Source organism: Streptomyces sp. NPDC002018, from assembly GCF_042890865.1.
Lineage (GTDB): Bacteria > Actinomycetota > Actinomycetes > Streptomycetales > Streptomycetaceae > Streptomyces.
Genome location: NZ_JBIASO010000021.1, coordinates 20,786 through 38,501 on the forward strand (window position 1 = coordinate 20,786; position 17,716 = coordinate 38,501).

The window sequence follows — 17,716 nt, forward strand, 5'->3', positions numbered from 1 at the left end:
CGCGGCTCACGGGGTTCGCACATCGGGTTCACTGGCTGGATACGCAGTGTTGACGTGTGTTTCCGTCACGTTCGTCCAAGGTCTCCCACGCGGAAGACGGCGCCGCCTACGCTCGGCCTCGCTTGACAGGCACAGAACACCACATCAAGGAGCGTTCATGACACAGGGTGCGCGGAACACGCCCGGCCGGCGGACCGTACTGGGAGCGGCGGTGCTCGGCTCGGCCGCCGCCATGGCACTGCCCGCGGCGGCGCAGGCCACCGAGCGCGGAGGCAGCGGCGGCCACCACCCGTCCCGCCCGGAGCTGCCCGTGCCCACGATCGTCGGCCACCGCGGCGCCAGCGGCTACCGCCCCGAGCACACCCTGGGCTCGTACCAGCACGCTCTGGACCTCGGCGCGCATGTGATCGAGCAGGACCTGGTGCCCACCAAGGACGGCCACCTCGTCTGCCGTCATGAGAACGACATCACCGGCACCACGGATGTCGCGGACCACCCGGAGTTCGCGAGCCGCAGGACCACCAAGTCCGTCGACGGCGTCAGCCTCACGGGCTGGTTCACCGAGGACTTCACGCTCGCCGAGCTGAAGACCCTGCGCGCCAAGGAGCGCATCCCGGGCACCCGCCAGCACAGCACGGTCTACGACGGCCGCTGGGAGATCCCCACCTTCGAGGAGGTGCTGCGCTGGGCCGACGAGCAGGGCCGCCGCCTCGGCCGCCGGATCTGGCTCTACACCGAGACCAAGCACCCCACCTACTTCCGCGGTCTCGGCCTCGGCCTGGAGGAGCCCCTCGCGAAGCTGCTGCGCCGCTACGGGCGTGACCGCCAGGACTCCGCGATCTTCCTCCAGTCCTTCGAGCCGACCAGCATGCGCCGGCTGGCCAAGCTGGTCGGCTCGCCGCGGGTGGTCCTGCTGTCCGGCGCGGGCACCCGCCCCTGGGACTTCGAGGCGACGGGCGACCCGCGCACGGTCGACGACCTGGTCAAGCCCGAGGGCCTGAAGTGGATCGCGTCCTTCGCCCAGGGCCTCGGCCCGACGCTCGACCTGGTCATCCCGAAGGACGCCTCGGGCCGGCTGACCCGGCCGACCACGCTGGTGCGGGACGCGCACGCGAAGGGGCTGATCCTCCACCCCTACACGATGCGCAACGAGAACAGCTTCCTGCCGGCCGAGTTCCGCCGCGGCACGGACCCGAACGCGTACGGCGACGCCTTCGGCGCCTTCCGGGCCTACTTCGCGACGGGGATCGACGGGATCTTCACCGACAACCCGGACACGGGTCTGCTGGCGCGGGCGGACTTCGTCAGCCGCTGAGCGCGCGTTCCCCGGTCGGGTGACCGCCCGGCCGGGGAGCAACCGCCCGTCACCGCGTGGACGTCACGCCGGGCATGACGTCCACGCGAGCCACCTCGCCCCGCCGCACCGCCACCCCCGCCTGCCGGCCGGCCGCGGTGGCGCACCCTCCCGCGCCGCCCGCGGCCCGCTCCGCGCCGGCGCCCGCGCCTCATCCCGCGCCGCCGGCCGCGAGGCCGGAGCCGCCGCGGATGCCGGACCTCTTCCGGGCGCTGCTCCCCCTGGTGAGCGCGGAGGCGGCGGCCGAGGTGCCCGGCACCGGGATCGAGGCCGTCGACCTCGAACAGAGCGTCTGGGTCAGGCTGTTGGAACGGCTCGACGGCGAGGAGCCGCCCGGCGACCTCGCGCACTGGGTACGGGAGGCCGTGCGCGAGGAAGCACACCGCGCCCGCCGTACGGCCGCCGACGAGCACCTGTACCGGGACCGCCCGTACCGCCGCCACACGCGCCACGAGCCCCTGTACCGCGACGAACCCGCCGAGCCCCCGGAACCCGCCGAACCCGCGGCGGGACCCGAATCCGACCCCGAGCGGGCCGCGCTGCGCACCGACCGCCGCCGTACCCTCCGCGCGGCTGTGCGCCGTACCCCCGGGCACTGCCCCCGGCTGCTGACCGCGATGCTGTCGCCGAAGGACCCCACCTACCGCGAGATCGCAGGCGAGTTGGGTATGTCACAGGGCAGTTTGGGGCCGTTACGTTCGAGATGTCTGGGATGCCTGCGCAGAATGCTGGCGGCGGAGGTTGCGGCTCCTGAACCGTGGGGAAAGGAGCGGTAGACAATCGGCGGATCAGGTGAGCGGGAGGCATGCACACATGGGCATGAGCGTGACCATCGTGGCGGCGAGCGCGCAGGACGCGGAGCACATCCTGAAGTTGCAGTACCTGTGCTACCAGAGCGAGGCCGAGCTGTACGGCGACTACACCATCGAGCCGCTGACCCAGACGCTCGACGATCTCAAGGCCGAGATCGACCGCGGGTACTGCCTGGTGGCGCGCCTCGGTGACGAAGTGGTCGCCTCCGTCAGAGGATCCGTCGATGCCACCGGCACCGCCCGGATCGCCAAGCTCATCGTCCATCCGCGGCTGCGCCACCACGGCCTCGGCGGCAGACTGCTCGACGCCATCGAGGCCCACTTCGCGGCGGAGCCGGCGGCCAAGCGCTTCCAGCTCTTCACCGGCCACCGCAGCGAGGGCAATCTGCGGCTCTACCGCAGCCGGGGCTACGCGACCGTCTCGACGGAGCAGATAGCTCCCCGACTGCGGCTCGTCACCATGGAGAAGCCGGCCGGCGCGGACGCGTACGCGGCGAGCGCCTGACACGGACCCCGTCCGCCTCGGCCGCGACCGGCGTCCGCACGACCGCCGGGGCGGCCGTCCCCGCCGTCCCTCACCGGGCCGGGACCGGGCACGGGCCCTGTCGGTGCCCGTGTCCGGTCAACGCCGGGTCTTGCGCAGCCAGAGGATGCCGGTGACCGGCAGCAGGACCGGGATGAAGAGGTAGCCCATGCCGTAGTCCGACCAGACCGTGGTGTCCGGGAAGGCCGAGGGCTCGGCCAGCGTCCAGGTGCCGACCGCCAGCACCCCCGCGAGTTCGGCGGCGCAGCACACCAGCGCCGCCTTCCGCGCCGTCTCCCCACCGCGTACGAGCGTGTAGGTGATGAACGCGTAGACGACGGCCGCCACGGCCGACAGCGAGTACGCCAGCGGCGCGTGCCCGAACTCGGTCGCGATCTGGTAGAGCGACCGGGAGACCGCGCCGACGGACATCACTCCGTACAGCCAGACCAGCAGCAGACCGGGGCCACGGACCAGCCGGGTCGCGGACCGGTCGCCCGCCCGCTCAGTGTGGCCCGCCCGCTCCGCGTCGCCCGCCCGCTCCGCGTCGCGCGTCGGTCCCGCCGTCGCGCCGGTGGTGGGCTCGCCCATCGTCAGCCTCCCCAGATGTCATGGAGCCGTACTTCCAGCACGGCCAGGACGACCGCTCCCGCGGCCACCGTCGTCGAACCCCACCGGGTCCGCTCGGCCAGCGACAGGAAGCCGGCCGCCGGCACTGCCAGCAGCGCGCCGATCAGATACGACACGAAGATCACCGAGCCCTGGTCGGCCTTCTCCCCGCGCGCGAGCTGCGCGATCCCGATCACGAGCTGGACGAGCGCCAGCGCGGAGACCACGGCCATGCCGATGAAGTGCCAGTCCTTGGTGGGCTGGTCGCGGTAGGCGGCGAAACCGCACCAGGCGGCGAGGGCGAGCGCGGCCACGGAGACCGCGACCGTCAGGGCGACGAGCATGGCCCGAGCGTATTACGGCCCAAAAGGCACCCCGCGCGCACCCCCGTGCCCGCGCACGGCGGCGGACCGTGGCCTTGGACACAGCGCACCACCCGGCCGCGCCGGCCGAAGCCCTGCCCTCCATCGGGCACTCTTCGTCATCCGCGCAGGTCACGGCAGGAGAAGGGACCACACGCGCCGGCGAACGGATGGTGAGACAGAAACGTCCGATATACGGATGAGCCCCCTGGGGCGGTCTTGATGTCTGCTTTACTACTCGCATGACCACGATGAGCTACCGCGCCCCCGCGACCGAGGCGATCACGACGCCCGGTGCTCGTTGTCTGTGTCGAATGTGCGCCAACTGAGGGCCCCTGCCTGAGCCTCGCGCCCCGAAGCGAGACCCGACAGCCACGCCGCCGCACCGAGTCCGAATGCCATGCGCGCCATGGTCCGGACCGCGGTGAGCGGGCCCGCCCCTGCCACGCCGCCCCCGGTGTCACCCACCGTCCCGGCGTGATGCGTCGGAATGACCCATGCCCCGTGCCGGCGGACCCTTCGCCGCGCACTCGACAGTGACGGATACCCCTGTGATCACTACTACGGGCCTGACGAAGGTCTACCGGTCCGCTTCGTCACGAGGCCGCGAGGTCACCGCGCTCGACAGCGTGGACCTCCATGTCCGGGAAGGTGAGGTCTTCGGTGTCGTCGGACAGAGCGGCGCCGGCAAGTCCTCGCTCATCCGGTGCGTCAATCTCCTCGAACGTCCCACCTCGGGCAGCGTGGTCGTCAACGGCCAGGACCTCACCGCCCTCGCGGGCCGCGGCCGGCGGGCCGGCAAGGAGCTGCGGCGGGCGCGCAGTTCCATCGGCATGGTCTTCCAGCACTTCAATCTGCTGTCCTCCCGCACGGTCAAGGACAATGTCGAACTGCCGCTGGAGATCCTCGGCATCACCCGCCAGGAGCGTGCCCGCCGCGCCCTGGAGCTGCTGGACCTGGTGGGGCTCGCCGACAAGGCCGCCTCGTACCCCTCGCAGCTCTCCGGCGGCCAGAAGCAGCGGGTCGGTATCGCCCGCGCCCTGGCAGGCGACCCCAAGGTGCTGCTCTCCGACGAGGCGACCAGCGCCCTCGACCCCGAGACCACCCGCTCGATCCTCCAGTTGCTGCGCGACCTCAACCAGCAGCTCGGGCTGACCGTGCTGCTCATCACGCACGAGATGGGCGTGGTCAAGGCGATCTGCGACTCGGCCGCGCTGATGCGGAAGGGGCAGGTCGTCGAGTCGGGCACGGTCGGTGAACTGCTCGCCACCCCGGGCTCGCAGCTCGCCCAGGAGCTGTTCCCCGTGGCCGGCGCGCCCTCGGGCCCCGGCCGTACGGTCATCGACGTCACCTTCCAGGGAGAGGCCGCCACCCGGCCGGTGATCTCGCAGCTCTCCCGTACGTACAACCTCGACATCTCGATCCTGGGCGCCGCGATGGACACCGTCGGCGGCCGGCAGCTCGGCCGGATGCGGATCGAACTGCCCGGCGGCTACGAGGAGAACGTCGTGCCGATCGGTTTCCTGCGTGAGCAGGGACTCCAGGCCGAGGTCGTGGACGAGGAGTCCACCGACGGCCGGTCCGCCGGCACACCGTCCGGCGGCCCACGGTCCGGCGAGGAAGAGTCCGCCGAGGGCGAGGCGCCCGCACTGGTGAAGGAAGATGTCAAGTGACCTGGTCGGAAATGCAGCCGCTGCTGTGGCAGGGGACCCTCGACACCCTCTACATGGTGCTGTGGTCCGCGCTCGTCACCATCGTCGGCGGACTGCCCCTCGGCGTTCTGCTGGTCCTCACCGACAAGGGCGGGCTGCTCCAGAACGCCCCGGTGAACAAGACCGTCGGGGTGATCGTGAACATCGGGCGCTCGCTGCCGTTCATCATCCTGCTGATCGCGCTGATCCCGTTCACCACACTGGTCGTCGGCACCTTCATCGGGCCCACCGCGATGATCGTGCCGCTCGCGGTCGGTGCCATCCCGTTCTTCGCGCGCCTCGTGGAGACCGCCGTCCGTGAGGTCGACCACGGCCTGGTCGAGGCCGTCCAGGCCATGGGCGGCTCCGTCCCGACCATCGTCAGCAAGGTGCTGCTGCCGCAGTCCCTGCCGTCGCTGATCTCCGGCGTCACCACCACCGTCATCGCCCTCATCGGCTACTCGGCGATGGCCGGCGCGGTCGGCGGCGAAGGCCTGGGATCCAAGGCCGTCACCTACGGATTCCAGCGCTTCGAGAACGGCTTCATGATCGCCACGGTCGTGGTGCTGATCGTGATCGTCACCGTCGTGCAGCTCCTCGGTGACGGCGTCGTACGGCTGCTGTCCCGCCGCGGCCGTACCGCCTGAAGCCCAGGCCCAGGCCGCCCCCAGACCCCCCAGCCACCAGACCCCCACATCCGTACCGCCCAACGGCCCGTACTCCTTGTCCGGGCCTCGACACCCGTATCAGTGGAAAGAGGCACTCTTCGTGCGTACCACCGCCAAGCTCACCGCGGCCGCCGCCGCCACCGTCGTCCTCACCCTGGGCCTCAGCGCCTGCGGCACGTCCTCGGACCCGGGCTCCTCGGACAAGGCCGGCTCCGGTGCCTCGGCCGACACGGCCAAGCCGCTGCTCGTCGCCGCGTCCCCCATACCGCACGCCGACATCCTGAACTTCGTCAAGGACAATCTGGCGGCGAAGGCGGGCCTCAAGCTGGAGGTCAAGGAGTTCACGGACTACGTGCTGCCGAACACCGCGACCCAGAGCGGCGAGGTCGACGCCAACTTCTTCCAGCACAAGCCCTATCTGGACGACTTCAACAAGAAGAACGGCACCGACATCGTGCCCGTCGTCAATGTCCATCTGGAACCGCTCGGTCTCTACTCCAAGAAGATCGACGATCTCAAGGGCATCAAGTCCGGCCAGAGCATCGCCATTCCGAATGACACCACCAATGAGGGCCGCGCGCTGAAGCTGCTCGCGGACAACGGTGTGATCACGCTCAAGGCCGACGCGGGAATCGACGCCAATCTCTCCGACATCGAGGACGCCAAGGGCATCAAGTTCAAGGAGCTGGAGGCCGCCACCCTGCCGCGTGCCCTCAACGATGTCGACGCCGCCATCATCAACGGCAACTACGCCCTCGAGGCCGACCTCAAGCCCGCGCAGGACTCGCTCGCCCTGGAGAAGTCCGAGGGCAACCCGTACGCCAACTTCCTCGCCGTCAAGCGGGGCAAGGAGAACGACCCCCGCGTGCAGAAGCTCGCGACCCTTCTCAACACTCCCGAGGTCAAGAAGTTTATCGAGGACACCTACGACGGCTCGGTCGTCCCCGCCTTCGGCCCCGCCCAGTAACTCCGGCGGTTTCCGGGCGGCCCGTGTGCCGCTCAAGTGGCCGGAGCAGTAACGTTCTTGTCTCCGAGTCTTTCGGTGCGGCCCCGCGTACGTCTTCCGTACGCGGGGCCCGCGCATCCACCCGGACCCGGCCATGCGCATCCCCGTCCGATGCTGCATGCTGTGCATTTACGACGGACTGAGGCATGGAGCTGCGCATGACTACCACCTTTCCGGACGTTTCCATCAGCACGGACCGGTTGGTGCTGCGCCCCTTCGAGGCGGCGGACATCCCGGCGCACATCGAAATGATGAACGACGAACTGATCACGGCGTGGACGCCCGTGCCTCATCCGTATACGCGCGAGGACGCCGACCAGTGGGTCGCCAGCATCGCCCCCGCCGAACGCGTCGCGGGGCGCGGAATCGCCTTCGCCGTCACCGAGTTCCTCACGCAGCGGCTCGTCGGCATCGTGCGGCTGCGCAGAACCAATTGGCACGCGCTCTCCACCGAGATGGCCTATGTGACCGCCCCCTGGGCGCGCGGTGAGGGATACGCGACGGAATCGGCGCTCGCGGTCGCGCAGTGGCTCTTCCGGGACCAGAAGTTCGAGCGCATCGAAGTGCGCACCCCCGCCGACAACACCGCCTCGCAGCAGGTCGCGCAGAAGATCGGCTGCATCAGCGAGGGTGTCCTGCGCAATGCCTGGATAGCGCGTACCCAGACCGAGGACGGCGGCTGGACCGATATCCGCACCGACCTCATCGTCTGGGGCCTGCTGCCCGAGGACCTCGAAGGGGTCGCCGAGCAGATGGCCGACGCGGGCGGCTACGCGTCCTTCACCGACTGGAACTGACGGCGGCACCCCGCCACCCGTGTCACGGCCCGACGACGGACCCCCACCGCCCGTCGGCGTCCGCGCCGGGCCAGGTACTCTCACCGTGCCTCGTGGTGCCCACGGCCACCGGCGACGAACCGCCGTACAGGCCGCGTCCGCTCCAGGTACGACCACGCGCGCCCGTGCGACGGCGCACGTGACCCATGCAGAGCCCAAGCGACGACTTTCGGGAGACTGACGACGATGGCCGACCGCGTCACAGTGATCGGCTGGGACGGCTCGCCGCTCACCGCCGCTGCCGGGTCCGCCCTCTCGGCCGCCACACTGGTGGCCGGAGCCGCCCACCATCTCGCCCTCCCCGAGGTGCCCCCCGACGCCGAACGCATCCGGCTCGGCTCCATCGACCTGGCGGCCCGGCGGATCGCCGGGCACCGCGGCAGCGCCGTGGTCCTCGCCGACGGCGACCCGGGCTTCTTCGGTGTCGTACGGACACTCCGCGCGCCCGAACACGGTCTGGAGGTCGAGGTCGTCCCGGCGGTCTCCGCCGTGGCCGGCGCCTTCGCACGGGCCGGGATGGCCTGGGACGACGCCCAGATCGTCGTCGCCCACCGCCGTACGCTCCGCCGCGCCGTCAATGTCTGCCGGGCGCACCCCAAGGTCGCCGTCCTCACCTCCCCGGGCGCCGGACCCGCCGAACTGGCCCTGCTCCTCGACGGTGTCCACCGCACCTTCGTCATCTGCGAGGAACTGGGCACCGAGCGGGAACAGGTCAGCGTCCTCACCTCCGACAAGGCCGCCGACCATGTCTGGCGCGACCCCAATGTCGTGATCGTCATTGGCGGGATCGGCACCGCCGTCTCCCCGACCGGCGGCTGGATCGCCGGACGCGACCCCGGCTATCCGCCCGCCGACCGCGGCTGGGCCCTGCCCACCGCGGAGTACGGCATCGAGCTCGACGAGGGCGAGTCGACCTGGCTGCGCGCCGCCCAACTGGCCCGGCTGGGCGCGCGTACCGGCGATCTGATCTGGGACATCGGCTCCGGCAGCGGAGCGCTGGCCGCCGAGGCCGCCCGGTTCGGGGCGGCGGTGATCGCGGTCGACGACGAGCCGGGGGCCTGCGCCAGCACGGCCGCCGCCGCCCGCCGCGCGGGCGTGCAGATGCAGGTCGTCCAGGGCCGGGCGCCCCAGGTGCTGGAGCGGCTGCCGGAACCCGATGTCGTACGGATCGGCGGCGGCGGTATCGATGTGGTCACCGCCTGCGCCGACCGCAGGCCCGAGCGGATCGTCACCCACGCGGCCACCCGCGACGAGGCCGAGGCCGTCGGAACTGCCTTGGCCGAAGGGGGATATGAGGTGGAGTGCGTCCTGCTCCAGTCCGTCGGCCTCGACACGGGCGCGTGGACGGAGCGGGAGCGTTCCGTCGTTTTCCTGGTCGCGGGACAGCGACCGGACAGCGCCCCCTGACCCTGTTCCGGCGCCGCGCGCGGTAGGCTGGCAGATCGTTGTACCGCGGCCGGGCGTTCATCACTTCGTTAGTCAATGTCCGGAAAAGGGGCCCGTTTTGGACCCTCATGTGGTACGGCGAACCGGGGGGACGCGCGACGTGGCGCAGTCCACAGCGGGGCCGGGGCGGAACCTCCGCCACGGCCGCGAAAGGCCGCGCGAAGCCGCGAGACTTCGGGGTGACCGCGCGCCGTTCGTGCCGCGCGGCGCTCACGCTCGTTGTTCCTGACGGGCGCCGGAGGCGCCGCGGATCGGGCGCCCCGGGTGAAGGGCCGAAGGAGCAGAACCAATGGGCGAGGGGTACGCATGACTGACACCGGCCAGGTTCCGGGCGAGGGACTGCCGGAGAACGCAGGCATGGTGGAGCAGCCGGGCATCCCCGCTCCCGGCGCGTACACCTACCTGGACCCCTCCGGTCGCGTCACCGAGGACGAGGATCTGCTCCTGATGCCGAGCGCGCAGGGGGGGTGGAGCGATCCCCAGGTGGTCCCGGCGGAGGCGCCCCCCGTCTATGCCGCCCCGGACGGATACGCCGCGCCCGCGGGCTATCCGGCACCCGAGGGCTTCACCGGGCACGAGGGGTTCGCCGCGCCCCAGGGCTTCGCTCCGGAGGGCTTCACTCCCGAGGGGTACGCCGGTCCGGAAGGGTACGCGGCTCCCGAGCAGATGCCGGTGCAGCAGCAGGCGCCGCCCATAGAACAGCCGGCGCCGATGGCGGAGCCGGTGTCACAGGTCCAGGTCCAGATCCCGGCGCAGCCTCCGGTGGAGGCGCATGCCCAGGTGCCGCAGGCGCAGCAGGTTCAGCAGCCCGCGCAGACACCGGACGCGTATCAGCCGCGGCAGGAGTTCCCCGCCGAGCAGGGGTTCCGGACGGGGTCCGCGTCCATGGGACAGCAGGAGTACGGGGGACAGCCCGAGTTCCCGGCGCAGACGCACGGGCAGGCGCAGGCGCAGGCGCAGACTCAGGCACAGCAGGGCGCGGTCGCGGTGGCCGAGGCTCCCGCCGATGCCTCGGGCCAGTTCGCCGTGCCGGTCCAGGAAGCCCCCGCCGGACCCCCGGCCGGGCCCGCGGCGGCGCCGGCCGCGCCCCAGGGAGCGGAGCCGCAGCGGGAAGCACAGCCGGATCCGTCCCAGGAGCCGCAGCAGGGGTCCATCGGGCGGGGACGGAATCTGCACCAGGGCGCGCACGAGGCGGGCGGGCGGGATTCCGGTTCGGTGGACCTGAGCGGTGTACGGATGCCGCCGCCCATGGCGACCGCTCCCCCCGTAGCCGCCCCGACCCCGCCCCGCCGTCCGTTGCACATGGGCCCGCCCGTGCCCGACGCGACCGGCGGAGTGGTGCGCTCGCTCGCCGACCGGGGGCCCGCGGGTGCGCACACCCAGTCCGTGCAGATCCGGGCCCAGGCCCAGGCCCAGGCTCAGACCCAGGGGCCCGCCACCACGGGACCGGAGTATCTGGACGTCCCGCGCGAGGAGCCGCCCGTACCGGCGGCCGTGCCGGCGGGACCACAGCTCAGCGAGATTCCGCCGCAGCCCGGCGCGCCGTGGGGCCCCGAGCCGTCGGCGGGACCGGTGGTGACGGAGGCGCACGCAGAAACGGTCGTGCCGGAGACCCCGGCGCAGCCCGAGACCCAGCTCCCGCCCGAGCCCGTGGCGGAGGCGGCGCCGGAGCCGGAGACGGAGCCGGAGCCGGAGACGGAGTCGGCCCAGGACACCGGGCCGGTCGAGGCCGTTCGGCCGCCCGAGGCCGAGCCCGAGCCCGAGCCCGCGGCCGAGCCCGCGCCGTCGCAGGTGGTGGAGCCGGCCGCGGCCGAGGAGCCGGTCCAGCAGACCGAGCCCCAGCCCCAGGCCCAGGCCGAGCCCGTCCAGCAGGCCGCCGAGGCGCCGGAAGAGCCGTCGGCCTCCGCGAAGCCTCTGGCCATGGCTGTCCCCGAGTCCGTACCGGATCCCCAGCCGGAGTCCGGGCCCGTACCGCCGCCGCGGGCCGAGCCGGTGCCGGAAGCCGTACCTGTGGCGGAGGCCCCCGTGGAGGCCACCCCCGTAGCGGAGTCCGAGTCCGAGCCGTCGGGCGCGGAGGTGCCCGAGGCCGTGACGGTGTCCGAGGCCGAGTCCGTGACCGAGGCGGCCCCCGAGCCTCAGCCGGAGTCCGTGCCCTTGACCGTGCCCGAGGCCGGGGCCGTGACCGTGCCTGAGGCCGGGGCCGAGGCACAGGCCGAGGCCGAGACCGCGCCCGCACCGGAGGCCGACGACGCGCAGGCGCCCGACGGCCTGCCCGTGCCCGAGGACGGGCCCCGGGCCGAGGTCGTCTCGGGCGCCGGAGCGGTGCCCGAGACGGAAGCCGCGCCCGAGTTCCCCGTCGCGCCCGAGGCCGCCCCCGAGACCGTGCCCGCCCCGCAGCAGGGCACCGCCGCCGCCTCCGGCTACGACGACGCCGAGCGCGAGGCCGTGCTCCGGGTGATGCGCGAACGCCGCGACATAAGGAACGGCTTCCGCTCCGACCCCGTCCCGCACGAGGTGCTGCTCCGCGTCCTGGAGGCCGCGCACACCGCGCCCAGCGTCGGCCACTCGCAGCCCTGGGACTTCGTCGTCATCCGCTCCGCCGAGACCCGGCGGTCCATGCACGAGCTGGCACAGCGCCAGCGTGACGCGTACGCCAAGTCACTGCCCAAGGGCCGGGCCAAGCAGTTCAAGGAACTGAAGATCGAGGCCATCCTCGACACCCCGGTGAACATTGTCGTCACCGCCGATCCGACACGCGGCGGCCGGCACACCCTCGGCCGCCACACCCAGCCGCAGATGGCCCCGTACTCCTCGGCGCTGGCCGTCGAGAACCTGTGGCTCGCCGCCCGCGCGGAAGGCCTCGGCGTCGGCTGGGTCAGCTTCTTCGACGAGCGCGAGATGGTCCGCGCGCTGGGGCTGCCTGAGCACCTCGAAGTCGTGGCGTATCTGTGCGTGGGCTACGTCGACGAGTTCCCCGAGGAGCCCGAGCTGCTCCAGGCGGGCTGGTCGAAGCGACGGCCGCTGTCGTGGGTCGTCCACGAGGAGACGTACGGCCGCAGGGCGCTGCCCGGCGAGGAGCCGCACGATCTCCTCCAGGAGACCATCTCGAGCATCCGTCCGCTGGACGCCAAGGCGCTGGGGGAGGCCTGGGAGCGGCAGAAGCGGATGACGAAACCCGCGGGCGCGCTCGGCATGCTGGAGATCATCTCGGCTCAGCTCAGCGGTCTGTCGCGGCTCTGCCCCCCGCCGATCCCGGAGCCCGCGGCGGTCGCGATCTTCGCCGGCGACCACGGTGTGCACGCGCAGGGCGTGACCCCCTGGCCCCAGGAGGTCACCGGCCAGATGGTGGCCAACTTCCTGGGCGGCGGCGCGGTCTGCAACGCGTTCGCGACGCAGGTGGGCGCGGAGGTGTGTGTGGTCGACGTGGGCGTCGCGGGTGAACTCGTGGCGACGCCGGGCCTGTTGCCCCGTAAGGTCCGGGCCGGTACGGCGGACTTCACGACGGGTCCCGCGCTGAGCCGTGAGGAGGTGCTCGCCGCGATCGAGGTCGGCATCGAGACGGCCCGTGATCTGGTGGCGGCGGGCAACAAGGCACTGCTCACAGGGGAGATGGGCATCGCCAACACGACGGTCTCGGCCGCGCTGATCTGTGTCTACACCGGCCAGGACCCGATGGAGGTCACCGGGCGGGGTACGGGCATCAACGACGAGATGCACGCCCGCAAGGTCGATGTCGTCCGCCGTGGCCTCGAACTCCACCAGCCGGACCCGGCCGACCCGGTCGGCGTTCTCGCGGCGGTCGGCGGTCTGGAGCACGCGGCCCTGGTCGGCTTCCTGCTCGGCGGGGCGTCCCTGCGTACGCCGGTGATCCTCGACGGCGTCAGCGCGGGCGCGGCGGCCCTGGTGGCGCGGGCCATCGCCCCCGAGGCCCTGGCCGCCTGCATCGCCGGCCACCGCAGCGCCGAACCGGGGCATGTGGCGGCTCTCAACAAGCTGGGTCTGCGCCCCCTGGTCGACCTGGACCTCCGCCTGGGCGAGGGCACGGGCGCGCTCCTTGCCCTCCCGGTGGTGCAGAGCGCGGCGCGGGCGATGCACGAGGTGGCGACGTTCGACTCGGCGGGAGTCACGGAGAAGTAGCCCGCCCGCCGTACGTCCTGTTCCGGTGCCCGCGGCGCCACCCACCGCCCGCGGGCACGCGCCAGGCGGTGGGCGTACGGTCCGGTGCCACGCCGTGCGTACCGCTGTCCCGGCTGTCCCGGCTGTCCCGCCCCCTCGGGCCCGAGGGGGCGGGCACGCGCCGCCGGGGCGGCCCGGAGCATCGACGGGCCGGTCGGCCCATCGGCGCCGGCGCCGTCCTCCCTCGGTACGCGCCGTGTGGCATGCGGCATGTACCGAGGGCTGTGGAGGGCCGCCGTCGCGGGCGTCGCGCGCCCCGGCCCGGCGCGGGTGCCGGCCCCGCCCACGGCCGACCGGACGCGGACCGCTCGTACCCGCCGTACGGCACGTGCCCTACGGGCCACCGGCCCCGCCCCGCCCCTGCGCGGAACCGGGGTCCGGGGCCGGCCCCCGCTTCCGGGAAGGGACGGCGCGGGAGAAAGGCTCCCGTCACCACGGACCCGGCTCCGACCGTGACCCGCGCGCCCCCTCCCCGTAAGGTGGTCGCCGGGACCGTACCCCGTCCCACCAGCCGCTTCACCGCCACACCGGGGGTCGGCCACCGTCCCGTCCCCGCACCCCGCCCGTCTTCGGACAGTCCCCGTCCCGCACATCCACACGCCCGCCCGAGGAGCCCCTACCGACATGGCCGAGCACGCCGCGCACGCCGATCACCCCGCCTACCCCGTCGGACTCCGCCTGTCCGGGCGGCGCGTCGTCGTCGTCGGCGGCGGACAGGTCGCGCAGCGCCGGCTGCCCGCGCTCATCGCGGCCGGTGCCGACATCGTGCTCGTCTCGCCCTCCGCGAAGGCGTCCGTCGAGGCCATGGCGGAGGCGGGCGAGATCCGCTGGGAACGGCGCCGCTACGAGGAGGGCGACCTCGCCGGTGCCTGGTACGCCCTCATCGCCTCCAGCGACCCCGCCGCCAACCGCACCGCCTCCGCCGAGGCCGAACGCGACCGCGTCTGGTGCGTACGCAGCGACGACGCCGAGGCCGCCACCGCCTGGACCCCCGCCACCGGCCGCAGCGAGGGCGTCACCGTCGCCGTGCTGACCGGACGCGACCCGCGCCGTTCCGCCGCCGTGCGGGACGCCATCGTCGAGGGCCTGCGCGACGGCACCCTCGCCGCGCCCCACCACCGCACCCGTACCCCCGGTGTCGCCCTCGTCGGCGGCGGCCCCGGCGACCCCGATCTGATCACCGTGCGCGGGCGCAGGCTCCTCGCGGAGGCGGACGTCGTCATCGCCGACCGCCTCGGTCCGCGCGACCTGCTGAACGAACTCCCGCCGCATGTCGAGGTGATAGACGCGGCGAAGATCCCGTACGGCCGTGCCATGGCCCAGGAGGCCATCAACGACGCGCTGATCGAGCACGCCAAGGCGGGCAGGGCCGTGGTCCGGCTGAAGGGCGGTGACCCGTTCGTCTTCGGCCGGGGCATGGAGGAGGTCCACGCGCTCGCCGAGGCCGGGATCCCCTGCACGGTCGTGCCCGGGATCTCCAGCTCCATCAGCGTGCCGGGCGCCGCCGGAATCCCCGTCACCCACCGGGGAGTCGCCCATGAGTTCACCGTCGTCAGCGGCCATGTCGCCCCCGACGACGACCGCTCACTGGTCGACTGGGCCGCGCTCGCCCGGCTCCATGGCACGCTCGTCCTGCTGATGGCCGTCGACAAGATCGGCGCCATCGCGGAGGCGCTGGTCGCGCACGGCAAGGCACCCGACACCCCCGTCGCCCTCGTCCAGGAGGGCACCACGGCCGCCCAGCGACGGGTCGACGCCACGCTCGCGACCGTCGCGGAGGCCGTACGGGCCGAGCGGGTACGGCCTCCCGCCGTCATCGTCATCGGCGACGTCGTGGCCCTCGGCGACGGCCGCTGACCGCTTCCGCCCCCCGCCCGGACCCGATCGGACAAGGCTGTGTCACCCCGTGGCTGAACTCATCACCGTCGACGACCCCGACGACCCGCGCCTGCGCGACTACACCGACCTGACGGACGTCGAACTGCGCCGCAGGCGCGAGCCCGCCGAAGGCCTCTTCATCGCCGAGGGCGAGAAGGTCATCCGCCGGGCAGGCCAGGCCGGATACGCGATGAGGTCGATGCTGCTGTCGGCCAAGTGGATCGACACCATGCGGGATGTGATCGACGAGGCCACCGCCCCGGTGTACGCGGTGAGCCCCGGTCTCGCCGAGCGCGTGACCGGCTATCACGTCCACCGCGGCGCCCTCGCCTCCATGGCGCGCAAGCCGCTGCCCCCGGTGGCCGAGATCCTCCGTACGGCCCGCCGGGTGGCCGTCATGGAAGCCGTGAACGACCACACCAACATCGGCGCGATCTTCCGCAGCGCCGCGGCCCTCGGCATGGACGCCGTCCTGCTCTCGCCGGACTGCGCCGATCCGCTCTACCGCCGCTCGGTGAAGGTCTCGATGGGGGCGGTGTTCTCCGTGCCGTACGCCCGGCTCGACGGCTGGCCGCGGGCGCTGGACACCGTACGGGAAGCGGGCTTCCGACTGCTGGCGCTCACCCCCGACGAGCGCGCGTCCGCGATGGACGAGGCCGCACCGCACCGGCTGGAGCGCGTCGCGCTGATGCTCGGTGCGGAGGGTGACGGTCTCTCCGCGCGTGCGCTCGACACCGCCGACGAGTGGGTCCGTATCCCCATGGCGCACGGGGTGGACTCGCTGAACGTCGGCGCCGCGGCGGCGGTCGCGTTCTACGCCGTGACAACGGGCCGGCCGGGGAACTGACGACCGGACCTGAAACGCCGCGCGGGACCCGGCGGACCCCGGCCCCGGACCACGGACTCAGGGCCCCGGCCCCGGACTCAGGGCCCCGGCCTCGGACTCGGGGCTACGGACCCCGGCCACGGACCCCGGCCCCGGGCCCTGCTCAGAGCTGCTGGGCCGCCGCGATCCCCAGGGCGACGATCAGCGTCACGACGACGAAGACGATCAGCCGCTGCCGCAGCAGCCGTGGATTGGCGGGCCGCCGCCCCGCCGAGGTCGAGCGCCCGCCGGTCGGTCTGCGGTCGCCCGTACGCCCGGTGCCGCGCGGCTGCTGCGGACGCGAGCCGCCGGTACGGGACGAAGAGCCCCCCGTACGGGAGGAAGCGCCGCCGGAACGCGGTGAGGAGCCTCCCGTGCGCGGTGAGGAGCCCGTGGACCGCGCGGATCCGGAACGGGACGCGGACGGCCCCGAGCCGCCCGGGGTACGGCTCTGGGGGGCCCGCTCGACGAAGCGCTCGGTGTACCGCTCGGTCAGCCGCCCCGTCGGCAGCTCCTGTGCCTCGCGTACCCGCTGGGCGGGCGGCCGGCTGTCCGAGAGTCCCTGGGCCTCCCTGGCCGCGATCTCCTTGAGCCGCATCGACAGTTGGAGTGTGCTGGGACGCTCGTCGGGATCCTTGGCGAGACAGGCACGCAGCAGCGGCGCGAGAGCGTCGGGCACTCCGTCGAGATGGGCTTCCTCGTGCACCACCCGGTAGAGCATGACCTCGGAACTGCCGTGTCCGAAGGGGGAGTCGGCGGTCGCGGCGTACGCGAGCGTGGCGCCGAGCGAGAACACGTCCGTCGCCGGGGTCACCGTGGCGCCCCGCACCTGTTCGGGGGCGAGGAACCCGGGCGAACCGACCGCCGTTCCGACATGCGTCAGCGTGCTCGCCCCGGTCGCCCAGGCGATACCGAAGTCGATGATGCGGGGACCCTTGGGCGAGAGCAGGATGTTCGACGGCTTGAGATCGCGGTGGACGACCCCGGCCTCGTGCACGGCCACCAGGCCCTCGGACAGGGCGGCCCCGACGGAGGCCACCTCAGCGGCCGGCAGCGGGCCCTCCTCGGCGACCTTGTCGTGCAGAGAGGGGCCCGGCACATACTGCGTGGCGAACCACGGCCGGTCCGCCTCGAGGTCGGCGGCCACCAGCCGTGCCGTACAGCCGCCGCGGATCCGGCGCGCGGCGGACACCTCGCGGGCGAACCGCGACCGGAACTCCTGATCCTCCGCCAGATCCGGGCGGATCACCTTCAGCGCGACCCGCTGCCCGCGCCGGTCGGAACCCAGATAGACGACGCCCATCCCGCCGGCGCCCAGCCGCCGGTGGAGCCGGAACGAACCGACGACACGCGGGTCCTCGCGCCGGAGCCGCATCATCGCCATGTCCATCCCCGCTGCCCGGTCGTCCGTGTGACGTGGCACAGCTTACGTACCCGCGCCCCGGCGCGCTCATAGGCCGCGCCCTCGTGGACCGACCGATTGTCAGTGC

The 17,716-nt window shown here is 72.9% G+C and carries 14 protein-coding genes; 11 read left to right on the forward strand and 3 right to left on the reverse strand.

All coding sequences use genetic code 11. The features are described from left to right. The first annotated feature begins 157 nt into the window (after positions 1–157). The 3 genes from ACFYYH_RS28105 to ACFYYH_RS28115 all read left to right on the forward strand — a co-directional run bounded on the left by ACFYYH_RS28105 (position 158) and on the right by ACFYYH_RS28115 (position 2,671). Positions 158–1,315, forward strand: coding sequence for a glycerophosphodiester phosphodiesterase (locus tag ACFYYH_RS28105; protein WP_388556576.1), 1,158 nt, complete (start codon positions 158–160; stop codon positions 1,313–1,315). A gap of 230 nt (positions 1,316–1,545) precedes the next feature. Continuing rightward, positions 1,546–2,130, forward strand: coding sequence for a sigma-70 family RNA polymerase sigma factor (locus tag ACFYYH_RS28110; protein WP_388556579.1), 585 nt, complete (start codon positions 1,546–1,548; stop codon positions 2,128–2,130). 37 nt (positions 2,131–2,167) lie between these two features. Then, complete coding sequence (locus tag ACFYYH_RS28115) at positions 2,168–2,671, forward strand: GNAT family N-acetyltransferase (protein WP_388556582.1); 504 nt, start codon at positions 2,168–2,170, stop codon at positions 2,669–2,671. A gap of 117 nt (positions 2,672–2,788) precedes the next feature. On the opposite strand, the gene ACFYYH_RS28120 is transcribed toward ACFYYH_RS28115, so the two are convergent. Continuing rightward, positions 2,789–3,280, reverse strand: a complete 492-nt coding sequence (locus tag ACFYYH_RS28120; protein WP_388556584.1) for a hypothetical protein — start codon at positions 3,278–3,280, stop codon at positions 2,789–2,791. A 2-nt stretch (positions 3,281–3,282) separates the two neighbouring features. After that, positions 3,283–3,642, reverse strand: coding sequence for a hypothetical protein (locus ACFYYH_RS28125; RefSeq protein WP_388556587.1), 360 nt, complete (start codon positions 3,640–3,642; stop codon positions 3,283–3,285). 569 nt (positions 3,643–4,211) lie between these two features. Here ACFYYH_RS28125 and ACFYYH_RS28130 point away from each other — a divergent pair. From ACFYYH_RS28130 to ACFYYH_RS28165, 8 genes are all read left to right on the forward strand, one after another. After that, a complete protein-coding gene (locus ACFYYH_RS28130) occupies positions 4,212–5,333 on the forward strand; it encodes a methionine ABC transporter ATP-binding protein (RefSeq protein ID WP_388556590.1) in 1,122 nt (373 codons plus the stop codon). Next, positions 5,330–5,998, forward strand: coding sequence for a methionine ABC transporter permease (locus ACFYYH_RS28135; protein ID WP_388556593.1), 669 nt, complete (start codon positions 5,330–5,332; stop codon positions 5,996–5,998). Before ACFYYH_RS28130 ends, ACFYYH_RS28135 begins: the two co-directional genes overlap by 4 nt. Positions 5,999–6,119: 121 nt before the next feature. Continuing rightward, positions 6,120–6,986: a MetQ/NlpA family ABC transporter substrate-binding protein gene (locus ACFYYH_RS28140; protein WP_388556596.1), complete on the forward strand. Its 867-nt coding sequence runs from the start codon at positions 6,120–6,122 to the stop codon at positions 6,984–6,986. Between the two features lie 197 nt (positions 6,987–7,183). Continuing rightward, on the forward strand, positions 7,184–7,822 hold the full coding sequence (locus ACFYYH_RS28145) for a GNAT family N-acetyltransferase (protein WP_388556599.1): 639 nt from the start codon (positions 7,184–7,186) through the stop codon (positions 7,820–7,822). A gap of 225 nt (positions 7,823–8,047) precedes the next feature. Continuing rightward, complete coding sequence (cbiE, locus tag ACFYYH_RS28150) at positions 8,048–9,268, forward strand: precorrin-6y C5,15-methyltransferase (decarboxylating) subunit CbiE (protein ID WP_388556602.1); 1,221 nt, start codon at positions 8,048–8,050, stop codon at positions 9,266–9,268. Positions 9,269–9,613: 345 nt separating this feature from the next. Beyond that, on the forward strand, positions 9,614–13,444 hold the full coding sequence (gene cobT / locus ACFYYH_RS28155; protein ID WP_388556605.1) for a nicotinate-nucleotide--dimethylbenzimidazole phosphoribosyltransferase: 3,831 nt from the start codon (positions 9,614–9,616) through the stop codon (positions 13,442–13,444). 663 nt (positions 13,445–14,107) lie between these two features. Further along, positions 14,108–15,340, forward strand: a complete 1,233-nt coding sequence (cobA, locus tag ACFYYH_RS28160) for a uroporphyrinogen-III C-methyltransferase (protein WP_388556607.1) — start codon at positions 14,108–14,110, stop codon at positions 15,338–15,340. Between the two features lie 49 nt (positions 15,341–15,389). Beyond that, positions 15,390–16,208 carry a TrmH family RNA methyltransferase gene (locus tag ACFYYH_RS28165; protein ID WP_388556610.1) on the forward strand — a complete coding sequence of 273 codons (819 nt, stop codon included), beginning with the start codon at positions 15,390–15,392 and terminating at the stop codon, positions 16,206–16,208. 142 nt (positions 16,209–16,350) lie between these two features. On the opposite strand, the gene ACFYYH_RS28170 is transcribed toward ACFYYH_RS28165, so the two are convergent. Beyond that, complete coding sequence (locus ACFYYH_RS28170) at positions 16,351–17,610, reverse strand: serine/threonine-protein kinase (protein ID WP_388556876.1); 1,260 nt, start codon at positions 17,608–17,610, stop codon at positions 16,351–16,353. Positions 17,611–17,716: the final 106 nt, after the last annotated feature.